The sequence below is a fragment of the Micromonospora zamorensis genome (assembly GCF_900090275.1).
Classification (GTDB): Bacteria; Actinomycetota; Actinomycetes; order Mycobacteriales; family Micromonosporaceae; genus Micromonospora; species Micromonospora zamorensis.
In genome coordinates this window covers 5,049,326-5,070,431 of record NZ_LT607755.1, presented here as the reverse complement: position 1 = coordinate 5,070,431, position 21,106 = coordinate 5,049,326, and the positions used below count along the sequence as shown (strand labels likewise).

The window sequence follows — 21,106 nt, the reverse complement described above, 5'->3', positions numbered from 1 at the left end:
TAAAGAGGGCCGCGCCCGTGTGATGAACATCGCGTGGCGGGGTATCCCGCAGCCGGCCAACCTCGGACCCGCAACGGGTGAAAGGACAAAGTCCCGATCCGGACGTCTGGCCAGTGGTCCGCCGACGAAGGCGAAGAACGGCAGGGCCTAGGCTGGGCGGCAGAGTGACCCACAACGCGGTGGGTCGAGGGGAGTGGCACCGATGGACCGGCGTCCGGCGATCAAACCGGAACCCGACCTCCGGCAGGATGACTCCGGCCGGGACGACGACAGCTTCGATTCGGCGACCGACGGGGACGGCTACGGCCGGCTCGACACGGGAGTCACCGGGCTGACCGGGTCGAGCATCGACACCATCTACGATCTGGGCCTGCCGACCGAGGCGTTGGCCGACGACGTGGAGGACGCCGAGCTCGACGAACCAGTTCCCAACGCGGAGCGCCTGGTGGCCCAGGCTGTCGCGCTCGCCGGGGACGACCACGACGCGGCGACACTTGTCGGCCGTTTCTGGCGGTTCGCCCCGGACGAGGAACTGGTCGGTTTCACGGCAGAGGAGATGCTCGACGCGGCCCGGGCACACCGGGACCTCGCCCAGCAGCGGGTTCCCGGCGAGTTGAAGCTGCGGATCCACGAACCGCACGCGGACCAGCACCACACCGTCGTCGAGATCGTCACTGACGACATGCCGTTCCTGGTCGACTCGGTCACCGCGCTGCTCAACTCGTACCACCTCGACGTGCACCTGCTGGTGCACCCGCTCGTGGTGGTCCGGCGTGAGCCGCTGGGGCGGCTCACCGAGGTCTCCGCGGACGTGGAGCCGGATGACGCGATCTCCGGCGACATCATCGAGAGCTGGATGCGGATCGAGATCGACCCGGTCCGGGACGCGGCCGAGCGGGACCGGCTGCGTCGCGAGTTGCAGCGGGTGCTCACCGATGTGCGGGAGGCTGTCGAGGACTGGCCGAAGATGCGTCAGCGGGCCCTTGCGCTCGCCGACGAGCTGGCCTCGGCTCGCACCTCGGACAATCGCCCACCGGTGCCGGAGAAGGACATCACGGACTCGGTGGAGCTGCTGCGGTGGCTCGCCCACGACCACTTCACGTTCCTCGGCTACCGGGAGTACCGACTGGTGGACGCCCCCGGGGGTGACGCCACCGACCCGGTGGACGGCAAGGCGTTGGAGGCGGTGCTCGGCACCGGGCTGGGCATCCTGCGCTCGGATTCGCCGGACCCGCGGTCGTTGTCGTCGATGACGCCCGAGGCGCACGAGAAGGTGCTGGAGAAGCGCCTGCTCATCATCACCAAGGCCAACTCGCGGGCCACCGTGCACCGCTCGGCCTACCTCGACTACATCGGCTTCAAGATCTTCAACTCGGACGGCGAGGTGATCGGCGAGCGGCGGTTCCTGGGCCTGTTCTCCACGGCCGCGTACCGGACCAGCGTCCGCGAGCTGCCGGTCGTACGCCGCAAGGTCGCCGAGGTGCTGGACCGCTCCGGCCTGAGTCAGCGCAGCCACTCCGGCAAGGATCTGATCCAGATCCTGGAGACGTACCCGCGCGACGAGCTGTTCCAGATCAAGACCGACGACCTGTACCACGCGGTGGTCGGTGTGCTGCGGATGGCGGGCCGCCGGCAGCTGCGGGTCTTCCTGCGCCGGGACGCGTACGGGCGGTTCATCTCCTGCCTGATCTACCTGCCCCGGGACCGGTTCACCACGCAGAACCGCCTTCGCATGCAGGACATCCTGCTGCGCGAGCTGAACGGTGTCGGGGTGGACTACACCACCCGGGTCACCGAGTCGATGCTGGCCCGGGTGCACTTCATCGTCCGCACCGACCCGACCCGGCCGCCCGGCGACATCGACGCCGACCTGTTGGCCGAGGAGCTGGCCGACGCGACCCGGCTCTGGGACGACGACTACCGGCTGGTGCTGGAGCGCAAGCTCGGCGACGAGCAGGCCAAGCACCTGTTCACCCGGTACGCCGACGCGTTCCCGGAGGGCTACAAGGACGGGCACACGCCGTACGAGGCGATGAAGGACCTGGCGAAGCTGGAGCTGCTGGAGGAGCCCGGCCAGCTGGAGATGCACCTGTTCCGCAAGCAGCTCGCGCCCCGACCGGGCACCCGGGTGCCCGGTGCGGACCTCGCCGAGGCCATGGACGTCCGGTTCAAGGTCTACCGGTACGGCGAACCGATGATGCTCTCCGCCGTGCTGCCGGTGCTGCACTCACTCGGCGTACGGGTGGTCGACGAGCACCCGTACGAGGTGGACCGGATCGACGGTCGGGTCTACCTGTACGACTTCGGCCTCCTGCTGCCCGAGGGGCACCACGAGCTGTCCGAGGTGCGCCCACACGTGGAGAACGCCTTCGCGGCGGCGTGGCGCGGCGAGGCCGAGGTGGACCGGTTCAACGAGCTGGTGCTGCGCGGCGGGCTGACCTGGCGGCAGGTGGTGGTGCTGCGGGCGTACGCGAAGTACCTGCGGCAGGCCGGCACGGTCTTCTCGCAGGACTACATGGAGCAGACCTTCGTCGCGTACCCGAAGATCGCCGCGTTGCTGGTGGATCTGTTCGAGACCCGGTTCGCGCCGGGCGAGCAGACGACCGAGCAGCGGCAGCAGCGCAGCGGTGAGCTGGTGGAGATGATCCGGGAGGCGCTGGACGACGTGGCCAGCCTCGACCAGGATCGGATCCTGCGCTCGTACCTGACGTTGATCGAGGCGACCCTGCGGACCAGCTTCTACCAGAAGCGCGCCGACGGGCGGCCGAAGGCGTACGTGGCGTTCAAGCTCGACCCGCAGGCCATTCCGGACCTGCCGGCGCCGCGACCAAAGTTCGAGATCTTCGTCTACTCGCCCCGCTTCGAGGGTGTGCACCTGCGGTTCGGGCCGGTGGCCCGGGGCGGGTTGCGCTGGTCCGACCGTCGGGAGGACTTCCGGACCGAGGTGCTCGGCCTGGTCAAGGCGCAGATGGTGAAGAACACCGTGATCGTGCCGGTGGGTGCCAAGGGCGGCTTCGTGCTGAAGCAGAAGCCGGGTGACCGGGACGAGGCGGTCGCCTGCTATCAGGAGTTCGTCGGCGCGATGCTGGACGTCACCGATAACATCGTCAGCGGGCAGATCGTGCCTCCCGTGGACGTGGTCCGGCACGACGGCGACGACCCGTACCTGGTGGTGGCCGCCGACAAGGGCACGGCGACGTTCTCCGACGTCGCCAACGAGATCTCCAAGACCCACAGCTTCTGGATGGGCGACGCGTTCGCCTCCGGTGGTTCGGCGGGCTACGACCACAAGAAGATGGGCATCACCGCCCGGGGCGCCTGGGAGTCGGTCAAGCGGCACTTCCGGGAGCTGGGCCTGGACACCCAGACCCAGGACTTCACGGTGGTCGGCGTCGGCGACATGTCCGGCGACGTGTTCGGCAACGGGATGCTGCTCTCCGAGCACATCCGCCTGGTGGCCGCCTTCGACCACCGGCACATCTTCCTCGACCCGGACCCGGACGCGGCGACCTCGTACGCGGAGCGGCGGCGGTTGTTCGATCTGCCCCGCTCGTCGTGGGAGGACTACAACCCGGAGCTGATCTCGGCAGGCGGCGGCATCTTCCCGCGTACCGCCAAGTCCATCCCGATCACGCCGCAGGTCCGGGCGGCGATCGGCCTGGACGACGACGTCACGCAGCTGTCGCCGCAGGAGTTGATGAAGGCGATCGTGACCGCCCCGGTGGATCTCTTCTGGAACGGCGGCATCGGCACCTACGTCAAGGCGTCCACCCAGACCAACGCCGAGGTGGGCGACAAGTCCAACGACGCGATCCGGGTGGACGGGCGCAGCCTGCGCTGCCGGGTGGCGGGCGAGGGCGGCAACCTGGGCTGGACCCAGCTCGGCCGGATCGAGTACGCGTTGACGGGTGGCCGGATCTACACGGACTTCATCGACAACGCGGCCGGGGTGGACACCTCCGACCACGAGGTGAACATCAAGATCCTGCTGAACACCGCGGTGGCCGACGGCGAGTTGACCACGGCCGAGCGGGACGAGCTGCTGGCCGGGATGACCGACGAGGTCGCCGAGCTGGTGCTGAGGGACAACTACGACCAGGCGCGGGCGATCAACAACGCCCAGGCCCAGGCCGCCTCGCTGCTGCCGGTGCACCGCCGGATGATCAACGAGTTGGAGCGGTCGGGCGGGTTGGACCGGGCGCTGGAGGCGCTGCCTCCGGACGAGGAGCTGGCGGTCCGCAGCGAATCGGGCCTGACCGCGCCGGAGTTCGCGGTGCTGCTCGCGTACGTGAAGATCGTCCTGGAGCGGGAGATCCTCACCGAGGGGCTGGCCGACGAGGAGTGGACGACCGAGGTCCTGGTCAACTACTTCCCGACGCCGATGCGCGAACGGTTCGCCGACCGGATGGGCCGGCACCGGCTGCGCCGGGACATCGTCACCACAGTGCTCGTCAACGAGGCGATCAACCGGGGTGGCATCTCGTTCATCTTCCGGGTGGTCGAGGAGACCGCGGCCAGCGCGGCGGACGTGATCCGTGCGTACGTGGTGGTCAGCGAAGTGTTCGGCCTGCGGGACCTGTGGGACGCGGTGGAGGCGCTGGACAACAAGGTCGCACCCGAGTTGCAGACCAGCGTCTACCTGGACACCCGCCGGCTGCTCGACCGGGCGGTGCGGTGGCTGGTCTCCAACCGCCGCTCGCCGATCGACGTGCCGGCCGAGATCGCCCGGCTGCGGGACGGGGTGACCCGACTGCTCCCGGGTCTGGAGGACCTGTTCTACGGCGACGAGCGGCAGGGCATCGTCTCGCACATGGACTCGATGACCGAGCGTGGGCTGCCCCGCGAGTTGGCCGAGCGGGCTACCCGACTGATGTACAGCTTCGGTCTGATGGACGTGGTGGAGACCGCGAACGTCAGCGGACGGGACGTCGGCGAGGTGGCCTCGGTCTACTTCGTGCTGTCCGACCTGTTCCGGGTGGACTCGCTGCTGTCGAAGATCTCCCTGCTGCCGCGGGAGGACCGCTGGCAGACGCTGGCCCGGATGGCGCTGCGTTACGACCTGTACGCCGCGCTGGCCGCGCTCACCGCTGAGGTGCTGGAGTCCACCCCGGGCGACCTGCCGCCGCACGAGCGGGTGCAGCAGTGGGAGCAGTCGAACGCCACCTCGATCCACCGCGCTCGACGGGCGATGGGGGAGTTCGACGAGTCGCGGGCGGACCTCGCCGCCCTCTCGGTGCTGCTGCGCCAGATCCGCACCCTGGTGCGGACCTCCGCGGCCGCCTGAGTCAGGCACACCGGACGCGGTCCGGCCGATCGGGTGACCCCGACCGGCCGGACCGCGTTTCGTTTCGTCCCCGCTCAGGCCACCAGGCTGGCGAAGACGACGATGTTGTCCGGGTAGCTCTTGGCGACCGCGTCGAACTGACCGCCGCAGGTGACCACCCGCAGGCCAGGCCGGTCGCCGGGCCCGTACACCAACTCGGTGGGGAAGGCTGTCTTCGGGTACGACTTCACCGAGTCGACGGTGAAGGTGGCCGGCACCCCGTCGGCCCGGCGCACGGTGACGGTGTCACCGGGGGTGAGCGCGCCGAGGTCGAAGAAGACGGCCGGACCGAGCACCGCCGAGTCCACATGCCCGACGATGACCGCGTTGCCCGTCTCGCCGGGACTCGCACCCGGCTCGTACCAACCGGCCTTGTCGGCCTGGTCGAGCGGAGGGACCTGGACGGTGCCGTCCGGGTTGGTGCCCAACGACATGATCGTCGCGTCGACACCGATCCGGGGGATCTCGATGCTGGTCGGCGCCGAACGGGCCAGTCCCGCCGGCGCGTCTCCGACCGGCTGCCCGTCGACCGGCGGGGCGTCGTCGGCGGTGCTCGCCGACCCGGTGACCTCGGGACCGGCCTGAGCCAACGGCTGCGGCGGTCGGGGAGCGGGTGTGTCCTTCAGACTGGCGCCGATCATCCCGGCGCCAATCATGGCCATGGTGACGACGACGGCCGCGCCGGCGGCACGCCACGGTCTCCCGTGACGGCCGCCGGCCCGTGTCGTCGTCACGTCAGACGAGCGAACCATCGGTCCGCCGGCGACGCATCAGCACGATCCCGCCCAGCGCGGCAGCGCCGAGCAGGCCCGCCCCGCCGGTGGCCAGGCCACGGTCGGTGCCGGTGCTGGCGCCACCGTCACCACCGTCGACACCGCCGTGCGGCAGCACGACGAGCTCACCCTCGCCGCACGAGCCCTTGAGCTCGTAGCGACCCGGCTTCGCGTCCTTGTCGACCTTGGCCTCGCCGTAGTAGACGAACTCGCGCTCCTCGTCCCAGTCGCGCTCGTCGGAACGGCCCTCTTCCGAGCCGTAACCGCCGTGCTCGTCCTTGGACTCCCAGCCCTTGTCGGAGCCGTATTCGTCGGAGCCGTGCTCGTCCTTGGACTCCCAGCCCTTGTCGGAGCCGTATTCGTCGGAGCCGTGCTCGTCCTTGGACTCCCAGCCCTTGTCGGAGCCGTATTCGTCGGAGCCGTGCTCGTCCTTGGACTCCCAGCCCTTGTCGGAGCCGTATTCGCCGGAGCCGTGCTCGTCCTTGGACTCCCAGCCCTTGTCCGAGCCGTACTCGTCGGAGCCGTGCTCGTCCTTGGACTCCCAGTCCTTCTTGCCTTCGTCCTTGGAGTCCCAGTCCTTCTTGTCGCGGCTGTCGTCCGCGTCCTGGTCGTGCTCCTCGCCCTTCCAGTCCTTGCTGCCCTCGTCGCCGTAGGCGTCGGCGGCAGCGCCGCCACCCTGGCCACCGGGCTGGGCGTCGTCGGCGGGCGGCTGCGGCTTGTCCTTGCCGTCTTCGCCCTTGCCCTCTTCGCCCTTGCCGTGCTCGTCCTTGCCCTCGTGGTCCTTGCCCTTGTCGTCCTTGCCCTTGTCGTCCTTGCCGTGCTCGTCCTTGCCGTTTTCGTCCTTGCCCTCGTGGTCCTTGCCCTTGTCGTCCTTGCCGTGCTCGTCCTTGCCCTTGTCGTGGTCCGAGGAGTTCTCCTCCTCGCGCCACTCGCGGTCCTCGCCCCGGTCTTCGTGGGCCGGCTTGAGCTTGACCTTGCCGGTGACCTTGGACCACACGTACGCGTGCTCCTGCCGATCCGGGCAGATCTCGAGGAGCTTGACCTCTTCGCCAGCCTTGACGACGTGCGGCTTGGCGTAGACCTTGCCGTCGCGGTCCTTGGCGTCGTTGTGGCCGTCCGCGAACGCGATCCCCGGCGCGAACACCAGGAGCGATGCACCGCCGAGCGCGGCGCCCGCAACGACCTTCCCGAGCATCTTCTTAGCCATGACCTGCGTCACTCCATCCCTGTTGTCCTGTGCCCGGCGACAACCGAGCTAAGACCGACGTTAGACGGTTTCATGACTTATGAAGTGAAAGATTCGCGTTTTGACCTTTGATCCAGGTAAGAGGTGAAGGGGTGCTACGCGGCTTTCGCCGTGCTCAGTGTCGTCTCAGGTGCGGGACGCCCTTGCGTGCGGCGCACGGCGTTCCGGCCTCCCCGTGCCCGACCCGCGCCGCTCATCCGGTCCCGGCGGCTCCGGTCCGCAACGTGCTGCCCGAGCGCACTCGGGGGTATCGTCCGAAACGGGCGAGGGACGGCCGGCGCGCGCAACGCATCGAGCCATTGCCATGGAAGCGCTCCCATGCGAGAATCGTCCAACGCGGTGAGGTGAGCCACACCGCGCAGGCTGGGAGTCGAGGGCACCGGTTCACCGGGCGACGTCCCGCCGCCGATCGACCGGCCGACGCATCGGCCGCGCACCACCACCACCATCGCCCGTCCGGGTCGGGCGCCCCCCAAAGATTCCCGTTGGCGCCGGAGGCCGTCCGTTCAGGACGCCCGCCGGGCCGTCTCGCCGGGCCGTACGCGGGCCCGGTCTCGCCCAAGGAGATCAGTGGCATGAATGTGTGGAGAAGGCTGTCCGGCCCACGCCGGACCATGGCGCTCGCCGGCGCGGGTGTCCTGGTCGCCGGCGGGTTGGTGACGATTCCGGTCACCGCGGCGCAGGCCGCGACTCAGTGCGACATCGCCTACACGAGCAACGAGTGGCCCGGCGGCTTCACCGCCAGCGTCACCATCAAGAACGTCGGTGACCCGCTCAACGGCTGGACGCTGGGCTGGACCTTCCCCAACTCCAGCCAGCGCGTGCAGCAGGGCTGGTCGGCGGAGTTCACCCAGTCCGGCAGCCAGGTCACCGCCAAGAGCCTGTCCTACAACGGCACCCTCGCCACCGGCGCGTCGACGAGCATCGGCTTCAACGGCGCGTGGAGCGGCAGCAACCCGAAGCCGACCTCGTTCACCCTGAACGGCGTGGTCTGCAACGGTGGCACCACCCCGCCGACCACGCCCCCGCCGACCACGCCTCCGCCCACCGACCCTCCGCCCACCGACCCGCCGCCCACCACGCCGCCGCCCGGCACCAAGGTCGACAACCCCTACGCCGGGGCGCGCGGGTACGTGAACCCGGAGTGGAAGGCCAAGGCGGACGCCGAGGCCGGCGGAAGCCGGGTCTCCAACAACCCCACCGCCGTCTGGCTGGACCGGATCGCCGCGATCAACGGCACGCCGGACAGCAGCTCCAACGGCGCCTTCGGCGTGCGTGAGCACCTGGACGAGGCGCTGCGTCAGGGCGCCGGCTACATCCAGTTCGTGATCTACAACCTGCCCGGCCGGGACTGCTCCGCGCTCGCCTCCAACGGTGAGCTGGGCCCGGACGAGCTGCCCAAGTACAAGGCCCAGTACATCGACCCGATCGCCGCGATCCAGGGTGAGTCGAAGTACAGCAGCCTGCGGATCATCAACGTCATCGAGATCGACTCGCTGCCGAACCTGGTCACCAACACGTCCGGTCAGCCCGGCGGCACTGTCATGTGCGACACGGTCAAGGCCAACGGCGCGTACGTCAACGGCGTCGGCTACGCCCTCGCCAAGCTGGGCGCGATCGGCAACGTCTACAACTACATCGACGCCGGTCACCACGGCTGGCTCGGTTGGGACTCCAACTTCGGCCCGACCGCCGACATCCTGAAGACCGCCGCGGTGGCCTCTGGCAGCACTGTCAACAACGTGCACGGGTTCATCACCAACACCGCCAACTACTCGGCGCTGACTGAGCCGTACTTCAAGGTCACGGACAACGTGAACGGTCAGACGGTGCGGCAGTCCAAGTGGGTCGACTGGAACTTCTACGTCGACGAGCTGTCCTTCGCCCAGGCGTTCCGCACGAAGCTGGTCTCGGTCGGCTTCAACTCCAACATCGGCATGCTGATCGACACCTCCCGCAACGGGTGGGGCGGCTCCGCGCGGCCCACCGGGCCGGGTGCCACGACCAGCGTCGACACGTACGTCAACGGAGGCCGCATCGACCGCCGGGCCCACCTCGGCAACTGGTGCAACCAGGCCGGCGCCGGCCTCGGCGAGCGGCCGCGGGCCAACCCGGCGACGGGCATCGACGCCTACGTCTGGGTGAAGCCGCCGGGTGAGTCGGACGGCTCCAGCAAGGAGATCCCGAACAACGAGGGCAAGGGCTTCGACCGGATGTGCGACCCGACGTACGGCGGTAACGCCCGCAACGGCAACAACCCGTCCGGGGCTCTGCCGGACGCGCCGATCTCCGGTGCGTGGTTCTCCGCCCAGTTCCAGGAGCTCATGCGCAACGCGTACCCGGCTCTCTGACCGGAACGCTTCACACCCACCGGCCGCCGGCAGTTGGTGAGGCACTGCCGGCGGCAGGTTCCCCCCGGGTCCCCGGTCCGACCGTTCTGGTCGGGCCGGGGACCCCCCCTTGCCCGATCAGGGCACGGTGCGCTCGATCGCCGCCCGGCCCTGCTCGGCCAGGTCACGGCGGGCCTTCTCCAGGTTTTCCGGCGTGAGGTCCTGCCCGCGGGCCATCACCAGGTCCTCCGGCTCCCAGGGCTGTTCGCTCCCGGTGCGGATGTTGTCCCCGCCAGCGCCGGTGCCCGTCCCGGTCGCCCCGGTGCCGGCGGCGTACGGGTCGCCGATCAGCTCGTCGGTGTCCGGAGCGAGGTCGTCGGGTCGGCTGCGGGGTTCGGCGAAGCCCGGAGTGTCCCGGTCGGGCCCACCTCCGGTCCGAAACTGCGAGACGGTGATGTCATCATCCACCGCCGAGGCCACCTCCGGGCTGTCCTCCAGCGGCGGTTGGCGATCGCGATCGGTCATGGTGCTGCCTCCTGGGTCCGACACGGTGCCTGGATTCCCTCGCGTACCCCTTCGTGCCGCGCTCATGCCGCACGGCCCGGCGGTCAGGCCGGGCCGTGCTCATGCCGTGCGGTCAGGCCGTGCGGCCAGGGGTCAGCTCCCGGGGGGCTGCTCGTTCGGGGCCGGCGGGTCCGCGGGACGCAGCCACTGCCAGAGCAGCATGAGCAGGCCGAAGACGAGCATCGACAGCCCGGCCCACAGGTTGATCCGCACACCCTCGGCCTTGTCGATCTCGGCCCGGCTGTCGAAGATGCCGATCAGCGTCACGATGATCCCGTACGCCACGAAGAGGCCACCGATCACCCGGCGGATGTCGAACAGCCGGGCCGCGGCGGACCGCCGTTGCTCCGCCTCCGACTCGTCGATCAGCGGGTCCTGTGCCGGCTGGCTGTGGTTGTCCATCTGCCGACCCCTTTCCTAGAAGACCGGGATGTAGAAGAGGGCGGCCAGCGCGACCGCGATCACGCCGAGGAGCACGGGGGAGCGGTACCAGACGGCGTCGCCGGCGAGCACGTCGCCCTTCAGGTCGATGCCGCCCATCCCGTAGACCAGCCCGCGCAGTTCCTCGTCCCGCTTGGGCGCGGTGAGCGGGGTGATGATCGCGGCGACCACCACCGCCGTGACGAAGGCGAGGCCGGCACCCCAGAAGCTCTCCTCCAGGTCGGAGTTGAAATCGATCACTCCGCCCTTGTAGAGCAGGTAGAGGCTCAGTGACACCAGGGTGCCGAGCAACAGCGACCAGAAGCCGGCCAGCGCGGTCATCCGCTTCCAGAACATGCCGATGATGAAGGTGGCGAACAGCGGCGCGTTGAAGACGGAGAAGAGCGCCTGGATGTAGTTCATGATGTTGCTGAACCCGGCCGCGATGAACGCGGTGCCGATCCCGATCACCACGGCGCCGACCGTCGCCCACCGGCCGATCCGCAGGTAGTACTCGTCCGACCGGTCACGGCGGATGTACGCCTGCCAGATGTCGTAGGTGAAGACGGTGTTGAAGCCGCTCACGTTGGCCGCCATGCCAGCCATGAACGAGGCGAGCAGGCCGGTGACCGCGACCCCGAGCACACCGTTGGGGAGCAGGTCGCGCATCAGCAGCGGGATGGCGTTGTTGTACTGGAGGTCGCCGCTCTCCGCGCCGAGCCCCTTCACCGTCACCAGGGCCACCAGACCGGGGATGATCGTGACCAGGGGGATGAACAGCTTCGGGTACGCGGCGATGATCGGCGTACGCCGGGCGGCGCTCATGTTCTTGGCCGAGAGGGCCCGCTGCACCTCGGCGAAGTTCGTCGTCCAGTAGCCGAACGACAGGACGAAGCCCAGGCCGAAGACGATGCCGATCCAGTGCGCGCCCAGCGGGTTGGCGGTGCTGCCGGTGTCCTGCCACGCGTGCAGGCCCGCCTCGCCGAGTTTGGTGTCGCCGACCGCGTCCATCAGACCGTTCCACCCGCCGACCTTGACCAGGCCGATCACGGTGACCGGGATGAGACCGGCCAGGATGACGAAGAACTGGAGCACCTCGTTGTAGATCGCCCCGGACAGGCCACCGATGGTGATGTACGCCAGCACGATCGCCGCGCCGACCACGATCGCCGTCCAGAGCGGCCAGCCGAGCAGCGCCTGCATGACGAGGGCCAGCGCGTAGAGGTTGACACCGGCGATCAGCACCTGGGCGACGGCGAAGCTGAGCGCGTTGAGCAGGTGGGTGGGGCGGTTGAACCGCAACCGCAGGTATTCCGGCACGCTGCGGACCTTGGAGCCGTAGTAGAAGGGCATCATCACGATGCCCAGGAAGACCATGGCCGGGACGGCGCCGATCCAGTAGTAGTGGACCGTCATCACACCGTACTGGGCCCCGTTCGCGGCCATTCCGATGATCTCCAACGCGCCCAGGTTCGCCGAGACGAAGGCGAGACCGGTCACCCAGGCCGGCAGGGAACGGCCGGAGAGGAAGAAGTCGACGCTGGTCCGGATCGCCCGGCGAGCGGCGAAGCCGACCCCGAGGACGGTGACGAAGTACAGCGCCAGAATCAGGTAGTCCAGGCCGTTCATGTTGAGCCGGAGACCGTCGCCGTCCATCCCGTCACCCCTCGTGCCGACGTCCACGCTGGCTGTACGCGCGCGCCGTATTACCCCGGACGGGCGGTTTCAATCCCCCTGGATGGATCCGGTGTGTTCGGCTCCGTTCGGGCGGTCCGACAGGCTGCCGACGGCAAGGGGCGCCCCGGCCATCCGGCCGGAGCGCCCCCTTGTCGGTCGTGAGACTCAGCGACCCAGTACGCGGTCCAGGAAGTCCCGGTAATTGCGTACGGCCATCCGCAGTTGCTCGGTGTCGGCCGAGCCGGCGTCCTGCCACCCGCCCAGCGTGGTCTTCTGCGCGGCCAGTGCAGAGGAGAGGGCCTGGATGGCCTCCTCCACCAGCGACTGCGCCTCGCCGGCCGCCGCCTGCGGATCGTCGACGAAGCGCAGCTGCACGTCCCGCCAGCGGTCCCGGAAGCCCTGCGCGGTGTCCGTGTCCAGGAGCGTGGCCGCCCCCGCCGCGACCGTCGACCCGGCGGGCTGCGACGTCCCGGCTGACGCCAGCGAGGTGCTGGTGCCGTCGGTGGTGACCGGTTCGCCGTCCGCGTCCGGGTCGACCATCTCCGGCGTGGCGCTGCCGTAGCCGGCCGTGACGTCCGGGTCGCCGGTCAGGTCGTCGCGTCGCTCGGGAGCGCCGTCCGTGCTCCCCGGCGCTACGAAGGTCCGCGCGGAGGTGTCCGCGTCGGCGCGGTCGTCGAGGTCCGCGTCGTCGTCGACATCGGTGTCGCGGCGGTGCAGCTCGGCCGTGGGGTCGGCGCGCAGGCCCTCACGCTCACCGTCCTCGGCGCCGTCACCCGGCTGGGCAGTCCGCTCGGCCCGGGGGTCCGGCTGGTCCTGCGGGCGCGGGCTGGCCAGCGCGGAGGCGGCCACCGCGTCGGCCACCGTGGTGGCGCCGAACGTCGTCGGCAGCGGCCCCGGCTCGTGGAAACCGCCCTCGTCGGTGGACCGGTCGTCCCGCCGCTGGCGCGGGTCGACGTCGTCGGCCCGCTCGTCGTCGACCGGGTCGTATGCGGCATCCCGTTCGGTGCCGTTCGTCCGGTCCGGGTCGGTGGCCTGCTCGTCGAAGGTGTCCCGCTCGTCGACGGCGTCCTCCGGGGCGTCGGAGCGGTTGGTCCGGTCGTCGGCCGGGGGTACCGGCACGGGTGCGGACCGGACGGCCTCCGGATGGTCGTTGCTCACCTGTTGCTCATCCTGGCGCATCGGTGGCCTCCTCAGCGGCTCGTGGCGTCGTGGTCCGGGTGGTGTGGCTGGTCGGGCGTGTGCTGCCCGAGCGGTTCCTCGCCGAGCAGGTCGGCGAAGAGTGCCCGGTAGTGGACGACCGCCTGCCGGAGCTCCTCGGTGCTGGCCTCGCCTCGGGTGTTGCGCAGGTGGATGTCGTGCGCGTCCCGGTAGTTGCTCAGCGTGCGGGCGTGCTCGACGGAGAGGTGGGCGATCTGGTCGGAGAAGTCGCCGGTCGGGTAGCCCTGCTCCTCGATGAGCCGGGTGACCAGTTCGTCTGCGTCGCCGACGGTCTCGCCGGGTGAGTCGATGAAGCGGACCTGGAGTTCCTCCCAGGCGGCGCTGTAGCGGGCCCGGGACTCCGGGCTGAGCGGGGTGAGCGAGAGCTCGGCGTGCCGGCGTTCCCGATCGCGCAGTTCGCGCTCCGCGGCGGACCGGCTGTCCTGCTCCGCCACCACCCGGTCGTACTCCGGCCCGAACTTGCTGCGCAGCGCGCGACGGCGGCCGAGCTGCCGCACGGCCAGGGCGGCCGCCGCGACGAGCACCAGGACGACGAGCACGATGACGATTACCTGAGTGGGCGACATGGGCTCCTCCTTCGTCTCCTGGTATTCCCTCCGCGCACTGATCGCCAATCCCGATTCGGGACACTTTCCTGACGAGAGACGCAGCTCACCGTCCCACTGAAACTTGACTCATTCCAGAAAAGGCGGTTGGGTGGGGTGATGCACCCACAGACCAGCAAGCCGATCCTCACCACCCGGCAGGGTCACCCCGTGCACAACAACCAGCAGCAGCGGACGGTTGGCTCCCGGGGGCCCGCGACGCTGGAGAACTACCACTTCCTGGAGAAGATCAGCCACTTCGACCGGGAGCGGATCCCCGAGCGGGTGGTGCACGCGCGCGGTTTCGTCGCGCACGGCGAGTTCGAGGCGTACGGGACGATCGGCGACGAGCCGGCCGCGACCTACACCCGGGCCAAGCTGTTCCAGACCCGGGGCACGAAGACCCCGGTCAGCCTCCGCTTCTCCACCGTCATCGGCGGGCGGGACTCCTCCGAGGCCACCCGCGACCCGCGTGGCTTCGCCGTCAAGTTCCGCACCGAGGACGGCAACTGGGACCTCGTCGGCAACAACCTGCCGGTCTTCTTCATCCGGGACGCGATCAAGTTCCCCGACGTCATCCACTCGCTGAAGCCGGACCCGGTGACCTTCCGGCAGGAGCCGAACCGGATCTTCGACTTCATGTCCAACACTCCCGAGTCGATGCACATGCTGACCTGGCTGTTCAGCCCGCGCGGCATCCCGGCCAACTACCGGACGCAGGACGGCTTCGGCGTGAACACGTACCGCATGGTCAACGCCGCGGGCGAGGGCGTGCTGGTCAAGTACCACTGGAAGTCGCGGCAGGGCATCGAGTCGCTGACCGAGGAGCAGGCCGCCGCCATCCAGGCGCGCGAGTTGGGCCACGCCTCCAAGGACCTCTACGAGGCGATCGAGCGCGGCGAATACCCGCAGTGGGAGCTGAACGTCCAGCTCATGAGCGACGACGAGCACCCGGAGCTGGACTTCGACCCGTTGGACGACACCAAGACCTGGCCCGAGGACGTGTTCCCGCTGCTTCCGGTCGGCCTGATGACCCTCAACCGCAACGTCGGCAACTTCCACAACGAGAACGAGCAGATCGCGTTCGGCACCGGCGTGCTGGTCGACGGCCTCGACTTCTCCGACGACAAGATGCTGGTCGGGCGCACCTTCTCCTACTCGGACACCCAGCGTTACCGGGTCGGCCCGAACTACCTCCAGTTGCCGATCAACGCCCCCCGCGAGGACGTCCAGGTGAACACCAATCAGGACGGTGGTCAGATGGCGTACGGGGTGGACAGCCGGGGCGGCAACCCCCACATCAACTTCGAACCGTCCTCGGTGGCCGGTCTGCAGCAGGCTGACGAGTCGTACCGGGAATACCAACCGTTCGTCTCGGGCCGGGTCATGCGGGCGCCGATCGAGCGGCAGAACAACTACGCCCAGGCGGGTGAGCGCTTCCGCACCATGCCGCAGTGGGAGCGCGACGACCTGGTGAAAAACATGATCAACCTGCTGGGTCAGTGCGACAAGCAGATCCAGGAGAAGATGGTCTGGCACTTCAGCCAGTGCGACGACGCCTACGGCCGGCGGGTCGCCGAGGGCCTCGGCATCGCCGACAACGCCTGACCCGCCCCCAGCACGACGAACGCCCCGCCGGTCCGCCAGCGGGGCGTTCGCCGTCTGCCCGCAGGGCACAGCCTCCGGCGCGGCGTCTCGGAGCGTCGATCTCGACGCCGCGCGTCTCGGAGCGTCGATCCCGAGGCGACGGGCGGTAGTGCAACCGCCCCTGATTACGTATCCTGCCCAAGGCGCCCGCGCTGGTGCCCGACGTCGACGCCGGGCACGCAACCGGCCGACGCGTTGCCCGGCGGTGCCGGCACCCCTCCTGCCACCCCTGTACGGGCGAGGTCTGATGAGAACCCGCGACTGGCCGATCCGCTCGAAGCTGACCGCCCTGGTCGTCGCGCCGGTGAGCGCGCTCCTGGCGTTGTGGATCTTCGCGACCACGTTGACTTTCGGGCCCGCCCTCAATCTGCTCTCCGCCCGCACCCTGCTGTACGACCTGGGCCGCCCCGGCGAGGCGGTGGTCACCGAGTTGCAGCGGGAACGCCGCCTCTCGGTGGTGCAGCTCGCCGGCAGCGCCGATCTGCCGGCCCTGGCCGAGCAGCGTCAGCGCACCGATCGCGCGGTCGCCGAGCTGCGTCGCCGGGTCGACGGAGAGGCGCTGCGCGACGCCGCCGACGACCTGCTGGAGGACCGCGTCGACCGGCTGGTCACCGCTCTGGCGGCGCTGCCGACCGGCCGGGACTTCATCGACGACCGGATGATGGACCGCCCCGGCGCGATCGGTCTCTACAGCGGCATGGTCACAGCGGCCTTCCAGGCGTTCTCCGCGATGGCCACCCTGTCCGATCCCGACCTCAACCGGCAGGCGCTGGCGCTCACCGCGCTGGGCCGATCCCGGGAGCTGCTCGGCCAGACCGACGCCATGCTGGCCGGCGTACTGACCGTCGGCCGCTTCGCCGACGGGGAACACGCCCAGCTCGTGCAGTCCATCGGCAACCAGCGGTGGCTCACCGAGAGCGCCGTGGCCGACCTGCCCGAGGCCGGGCGCGTCGCGTACCAGCGACTGACCGAGAGCCCGGCGTTCACCAGTCTGCGCGCCATGCAGGACGCGCTGGTCGCGGCCAACCGGCCCGGCCGGCCGCCGGTGGACGCGGCGTCCTGGCAGGCCAGCCACGACACCGTGCAGCAGCAGCTGCGTGACTTCGAACTGGCCGAGGCCGACGGTCTCACCGACCGTTCGGTGCCGATGGCGGTCCGGATCCTGGTCCGGCTGGCCGCCGCCGGGGTGCTCGGACTCGCCGCCGTGGTGATCTCGGTGCTGGTGGCGGTGCGGGTCGGCCGCACCCTGGTCCGACGGCTCAGCAGTGTCCGCACCGCCGCGCTGGAGCTGGCCGAGCACCGGCTGCCGGACGTGGTGTCCCGACTGCGTCGAGGTGAGCAGGTCGACGTCGCCCGGGAGGCGCCACCCCTGGAATACGGCAACGACGAGATCGGCGAGGTCGGGCGCGCCTTCACCGAGGTGCAGCGCACCGCCGTCCAGGCCGCGGTGGACGAGGTCACCCTGCGTCGCGGGCTCAACGAGGTCTTCCTCAACATCGCCCGACGGAGCCAGAGCCTGGTGCACCGTCAGCTGCACCTGCTCGACCGGATGGAGCGGCGCGCGGAGGACCCGGACGAGTTGGCCGAGCTGTTCCAGGTCGACCACCTGGCGACCCGACTCCGCCGGCACGCCGAGGACCTGGTCATCCTCGCGGGCTCCGCGCCCGGCCGCGGGTGGCGAAACCCCGTCGCGATGGTCGACCTGATCCGCGGCGCGATCTCCGAGGTCGAGGCGTACGACCGGGTGGACATCACCGCCGTGCAGCCGGCCGGAGTGCTGGGCCGGGCCGTCGGCGACGTCATCCACCTGCTCGCCGAGCTGGTCGAGAACGCCACCGCCTTCTCCCCGCCGGACACCCGGGTCACCGTCGTCGGGGAGCAGGTGGCCAACGGGTACGCCCTGGAGATCACCGACCAGGGGCTGGGCATGTCCGACGCGGCGCTGGAAACCGCCAACACCCGACTGGCCAGCTCACCCGAGTTCGATCCGGCGCAGAGCGCACGACTCGGCCTGTTCGTGGTGGCCCGGCTGGCGGCCCGCCACCACGTACGGGTGCGGTTGCGGCCCTCCGGCAAGGGTGGAATGACCGCTGTGGTGCTGATCCCCACCGACCTCGTCACCGCCGAGCCTCCGGCCGGCCCCGACCCGGCCACCCTGGGTGCCGCCTCGGCCGACGCGGGCCGACGGCTGGCGCGCCCGGTACGCCGGGGCAGCGTGCCCCGCGCGCGCACCCGCCCGTCCACGTCCACGCCCGCCGCCAAGTCCCCGACCGCTCCGGCCGCCGTCGCGACGCCGGCTGCCTCCGGCGGGGGTGCTGCCGCAGGCGGCCTGGCGCCTGCCATCGGGGCGTCGACCTCGGACCCGTCCGCGCCGAACGGGACCGGCGACGCGGGGCCGAAATCCACCCCCGCGACGACCGACGACGGGCTGGACGGCCTGCCCCGCCGGGTGCGACGCCAGACTCCCGTCGCCCAGGCCCGGTCGACCGTCAGCGACACCCCCTCGCCCCGATCCCCGGAGGAGGTCCGCCGAGTGATGGCCGCCCTCCAGGCCGGCACGGCACGCGGACGCGCCACCGTGATCACCCCGGCGGCGCCGAACGGCCCGGCGGCCACGGCTGACCCCACCGACCCGGCGACGACCGCCGAACTCCCCAACCGCGACTGAGAGGGACGCCTAGTGCGGCATTCGACGAAGCAGAGCGCCGGCCTCGACTGGTTGCTCGACGAGCTGGTGCAACGGGTCCCGGCCGCCCGGGAGGCGGTGGTGCTGTCCGCCGACGGTCTGCTGCTCGGCTGCTCGGCCGAGTTGGAGCGCTCCGACGCAGAGCACCTCTGTGCCCTCGCCGCCGGCTTCTCCAGCCTGGCCCGAGGCGCCAGCCGACACGTGGACGGCGGCCCGGTCCGCCAGACCGTGGTGGAGATGGAGGCGGCGTACCTCTTCGTCACCGCCGCCGGGCAGGGCGCCTGCCTAGCGGTGGTGAGTGACGCCGACGCGGATATCGGGCTGGTCGCGTACGAGATGGCGATGCTGGTCATCCGGGTGGGGGAGAGCCTCGCCGCGCCGGCCCGATCGTCGGTGGGACCCGGTGATGCGGACTGAGCCGCCCGGGCCGCAGCACGAGTGGCTGGACAGCGACGCCGGCCCGGTGGTGCGGCCGTACACCCTCACCCGAGGGCGGGTACGCTCCGCCGTCGACGGTTTCAACCTGGTCGCGTTCGTGCTGGCCGGCTCGGACGTCGACGCGGCGAGCCATCCGCACCTGCTCCCGGAGCACCGACGGCTGATCGCGTTGTCCCGCCAACCGGTGTCGGTGGCCGAGTTGGCAGCCGAGCTGGACCTCGCGGTCGGTGTGGTCCGGGTCCTGCTCGGTGATCTCCTGACTGAAGGCCTGGTCGCGGTGCACGAGCCGCCGGCCGCCGGCATCCTTCCCGACGACGACATCCTCAAGGCGGTGGTCAGTGGACTCCGTGCGCTATGACCATGTGGGCACCAGCACCACGATCCCGCTGGCACTGAAGATCCTCATCGCGGGAGGCTTCGGCGCTGGCAAGACGACATTGGTGAGCGCCCTGAGCGAGGTCCGCCCGTTGCAGACCGAGGAGGTGTTGACCGGCGCCGGGATCGGCACCGACGACATCTCCGGGGTGGAGGGCAAGTCGACGACCACTGTGGCGATGGACTTCGGCCGGATCACCATCAACGAGGACCTCCAGGTCTACCTGTTCGGCACCCCCGGTCAGGACCGGTTCTGGTTCCTCTGGGACGAGCTGGCCTTCGGTGCGCTCGGGGCGGTGGTGCTCGCCGACACCCGTCGACTGGCGGGCTGCTTCCCCTCCATCGACTACTTCGAGCAGCGGGGCATCCCGTTCGTGGTGGGCGTGAACTGCTTCGACGACTCGCGCAGGTTCAACCTGGAGACCGTACGCCGGGCGCTCGACCTGGACCCGGACGTGCCGATGGTGCTCTGCGACGCCCGGGACCGGCAGTCCGGAAAGATGGTGTTGATCTCTCTGGTCGAGCATGTGGCCCGGCAGCGTGGGGAGCCGGTGCCCGCGGCCTGAGATCCGGGCCGGAAAGCCGGTTAAGGGCCGGGCAACGCGGGCAGCCTCTGGTTGGATCAGCGGGGGACGCCAGCGGAGGAGTCGGACGTGAGTGGTCAGGGTGAGATCGTCCACATCGGGGGTTACACCGCGCAGAGCGGTGGGCGGGGCAGCGGCATCGTCGCGGCACACCGCGACCCGACGACGGGGGCGCTGACCCCGCTCGGCACGGTTGCGGTGACCGCGTCCCCCTCCTTCCTGGCGCGGCATCCCACCCACCCGGTGCTCTACGCGGTCAACGAGCTGACCGACGGCGAGGTCAGCGCCTGGCGGGTCGGGTCGGAGGGCAGGCTGGACCCGCTCGGCAGCCGGTCGACCGGCGGTGCGGAGCCCTGTCACCTGGCGGTGCTGCCCGACGGCGGTCACCTGGTGGCGGCCAACTACGGCAGCGGCAGCGTCGCGGTCTTCCCCCTCGACGCGCAGGGCGTGCCCGGCGAGCGCACCGACCTGGTGGTGCACGAGGGGCACGGCCCCGACCCGGAGCGCCAGGACGGCGCGCACGCCCACATGGTCTCGCCGGGTGCCGGCCGGGCGCCTCTCCTCGCTGTGGACCTCGGCACCGACTCGGTCTACCGCTACGACCTGGACGACGCGAGCGGGCGCCTGGTGCCCCGTGGACCGCGCATCCGTACGGCACCCGGCACCGGGCCCCGGCACCTGGCCCGACACCCGGACGGACGACGTTGCTACCTCGTCGGTGAGCTGGACGCCTCGGTCACCGCGTACGAGCTCACCGACGACGGCGCGATGCACCAGCGCGGTCGGGTCGAGGCCAGCGAGCGGTCCGGTCATGTCCAGCCGTCGGAGGTCGCGGTGGCCCCGGACGGTCGCTTCCTCTATGTCGCCAACCGGGGGGTGGGGACCCTGGCGGTCTTCACCCTGGCCGGGGATCTGCCCGCGCTGGTGGCTGAAGTGGACACCGGTGGCGAGTGGCCCCGGCACTTCGCGCTGATCGGCGAGCACGTCTACGTCGCCGACGAGCGGGCAGACATGGTGCGCGTTTTCCGGCGAGACATCGAAACCGGTGTCCCGGAGGCGGTCGGGGAACCGGTGCTGGTGCCGAGCCCGACGTGCGTCCTCCCCTGAATCTGCGCCGCCGAAACGCGAGGGCGGCACCGATTAGGCAACGCCCCGGGGCCGGTGCATCACTCTGTGTTGCTAAATGGAGGTCAACTGTTTCTCCTGCGTAACTTTAGTCCGAACGGATGTGGCAGAGAGGG

At 70.2% G+C, this 21,106-nt stretch carries 15 protein-coding genes; 8 read left to right on the top strand and 7 right to left on the bottom strand.

What is annotated here, in order from left to right; all coding sequences use genetic code 11:
• Positions 1-202 precede the first annotated feature (202 nt).
• A complete protein-coding gene (locus GA0070619_RS22425) occupies positions 203-5,284 on the top strand; it encodes an NAD-glutamate dehydrogenase (RefSeq protein ID WP_088949874.1) in 5,082 nt (1,693 codons plus the stop codon).
• 74 nt (positions 5,285-5,358) lie between these two features.
• Here the strand turns inward: GA0070619_RS22425 and GA0070619_RS22420 are convergent, their stop codons facing one another.
• The gene (locus GA0070619_RS22420) at positions 5,359-6,057 is read right to left on the bottom strand and encodes a class F sortase (RefSeq protein ID WP_088949873.1); all 699 of its coding nucleotides are present in this window, start codon (positions 6,055-6,057) and stop codon (positions 5,359-5,361) included.
• Position 6,058: 1 nt separating this feature from the next.
• Positions 6,059-7,303, bottom strand: coding sequence for a putative sodium/potassium/calcium exchanger (locus GA0070619_RS22415; RefSeq protein WP_088951980.1), 1,245 nt, complete (start codon positions 7,301-7,303; stop codon positions 6,059-6,061).
• A gap of 614 nt (positions 7,304-7,917) precedes the next feature.
• Here GA0070619_RS22415 and GA0070619_RS22410 point away from each other — a divergent pair.
• Positions 7,918-9,693, top strand: coding sequence for a glycoside hydrolase family 6 protein (locus GA0070619_RS22410; protein WP_088949872.1), 1,776 nt, complete (start codon positions 7,918-7,920; stop codon positions 9,691-9,693).
• A gap of 117 nt (positions 9,694-9,810) precedes the next feature.
• On the opposite strand, the gene GA0070619_RS22405 is transcribed toward GA0070619_RS22410, so the two are convergent.
• The 5 genes from GA0070619_RS22405 to GA0070619_RS22385 form a co-directional block, all read right to left on the bottom strand.
• The gene (locus GA0070619_RS22405; RefSeq protein WP_088949871.1) at positions 9,811-10,197 is read right to left on the bottom strand and encodes a hypothetical protein; all 387 of its coding nucleotides are present in this window, start codon (positions 10,195-10,197) and stop codon (positions 9,811-9,813) included.
• Between the two features lie 132 nt (positions 10,198-10,329).
• Positions 10,330-10,638 carry a hypothetical protein gene (locus GA0070619_RS22400; protein WP_088949870.1) on the bottom strand — a complete coding sequence of 103 codons (309 nt, stop codon included), beginning with the start codon at positions 10,636-10,638 and terminating at the stop codon, positions 10,330-10,332.
• Between the two features lie 15 nt (positions 10,639-10,653).
• Entirely contained in the window at positions 10,654-12,312 is a 1,659-nt protein-coding gene (locus GA0070619_RS22395) for a sodium:solute symporter family protein (protein ID WP_088949869.1), read from the bottom strand.
• A 186-nt stretch (positions 12,313-12,498) separates the two neighbouring features.
• Positions 12,499-13,512, bottom strand: coding sequence for a hypothetical protein (locus GA0070619_RS34155; protein ID WP_088949868.1), 1,014 nt, complete (start codon positions 13,510-13,512; stop codon positions 12,499-12,501).
• Positions 13,513-13,523: 11 nt separating this feature from the next.
• Positions 13,524-14,117, bottom strand: coding sequence for a hypothetical protein (locus GA0070619_RS22385; RefSeq protein ID WP_088949867.1), 594 nt, complete (start codon positions 14,115-14,117; stop codon positions 13,524-13,526).
• Between the two features lie 138 nt (positions 14,118-14,255).
• On the opposite strand from GA0070619_RS22385, the gene GA0070619_RS22380 reads away from it, so the two are divergent.
• From GA0070619_RS22380 to GA0070619_RS22355, 6 genes are all read left to right on the top strand, one after another.
• Positions 14,256-15,743, top strand: coding sequence for a catalase (locus GA0070619_RS22380; protein WP_088949866.1), 1,488 nt, complete (start codon positions 14,256-14,258; stop codon positions 15,741-15,743).
• Between the two features lie 286 nt (positions 15,744-16,029).
• Complete coding sequence (locus GA0070619_RS22375; RefSeq protein WP_088949865.1) at positions 16,030-18,450, top strand: sensor histidine kinase; 2,421 nt, start codon at positions 16,030-16,032, stop codon at positions 18,448-18,450.
• A gap of 12 nt (positions 18,451-18,462) precedes the next feature.
• Complete coding sequence (locus GA0070619_RS22370) at positions 18,463-18,885, top strand: roadblock/LC7 domain-containing protein (protein ID WP_088949864.1); 423 nt, start codon at positions 18,463-18,465, stop codon at positions 18,883-18,885.
• Complete coding sequence (locus tag GA0070619_RS22365) at positions 18,875-19,264, top strand: DUF742 domain-containing protein (protein WP_088949863.1); 390 nt, start codon at positions 18,875-18,877, stop codon at positions 19,262-19,264. Before GA0070619_RS22370 ends, GA0070619_RS22365 begins: the two co-directional genes overlap by 11 nt.
• Positions 19,245-19,847 carry a GTP-binding protein gene (locus GA0070619_RS22360; protein ID WP_088949862.1) on the top strand — a complete coding sequence of 201 codons (603 nt, stop codon included), beginning with the start codon at positions 19,245-19,247 and terminating at the stop codon, positions 19,845-19,847. Before GA0070619_RS22365 ends, GA0070619_RS22360 begins: the two co-directional genes overlap by 20 nt.
• A gap of 87 nt (positions 19,848-19,934) precedes the next feature.
• Complete coding sequence (locus GA0070619_RS22355; RefSeq protein ID WP_088949861.1) at positions 19,935-20,972, top strand: lactonase family protein; 1,038 nt, start codon at positions 19,935-19,937, stop codon at positions 20,970-20,972.
• The last annotated feature ends 134 nt before the right edge of the window (positions 20,973-21,106 follow it).

Bases quoted from the DNA above. Each gene is read 5' to 3' on its own strand.
- GA0070619_RS22425 (WP_088949874.1), top strand. From the start codon at position 203: ATGGACCGGCGTCCGGCGATCAAACCGGAACCCGACCTCCGGCAGGAT.
- GA0070619_RS22415 (WP_088951980.1), bottom strand. From the start codon at position 7,303: ATGGCTAAGAAGATGCTCGGGAAGGTCGTTGCGGGCGCCGCGCTCGGC.
- GA0070619_RS22410 (WP_088949872.1), top strand. From the start codon at position 7,918: ATGAATGTGTGGAGAAGGCTGTCCGGCCCACGCCGGACCATGGCGCTC.
- GA0070619_RS22405 (WP_088949871.1), bottom strand. From the start codon at position 10,197: ATGACCGATCGCGATCGCCAACCGCCGCTGGAGGACAGCCCGGAGGTG.
- GA0070619_RS22400 (WP_088949870.1), bottom strand. From the start codon at position 10,638: ATGGACAACCACAGCCAGCCGGCACAGGACCCGCTGATCGACGAGTCG.
- GA0070619_RS22395 (WP_088949869.1), bottom strand. From the start codon at position 12,312: ATGGACGGCGACGGTCTCCGGCTCAACATGAACGGCCTGGACTACCTG.
- GA0070619_RS34155 (WP_088949868.1), bottom strand. From the start codon at position 13,512: ATGCGCCAGGATGAGCAACAGGTGAGCAACGACCATCCGGAGGCCGTC.
- GA0070619_RS22385 (WP_088949867.1), bottom strand. From the start codon at position 14,117: ATGTCGCCCACTCAGGTAATCGTCATCGTGCTCGTCGTCCTGGTGCTC.
- GA0070619_RS22380 (WP_088949866.1), top strand. From the start codon at position 14,256: ATGCACCCACAGACCAGCAAGCCGATCCTCACCACCCGGCAGGGTCAC.
- GA0070619_RS22375 (WP_088949865.1), top strand. From the start codon at position 16,030: ATGAGAACCCGCGACTGGCCGATCCGCTCGAAGCTGACCGCCCTGGTC.
- GA0070619_RS22365 (WP_088949863.1), top strand. From the start codon at position 18,875: ATGCGGACTGAGCCGCCCGGGCCGCAGCACGAGTGGCTGGACAGCGAC.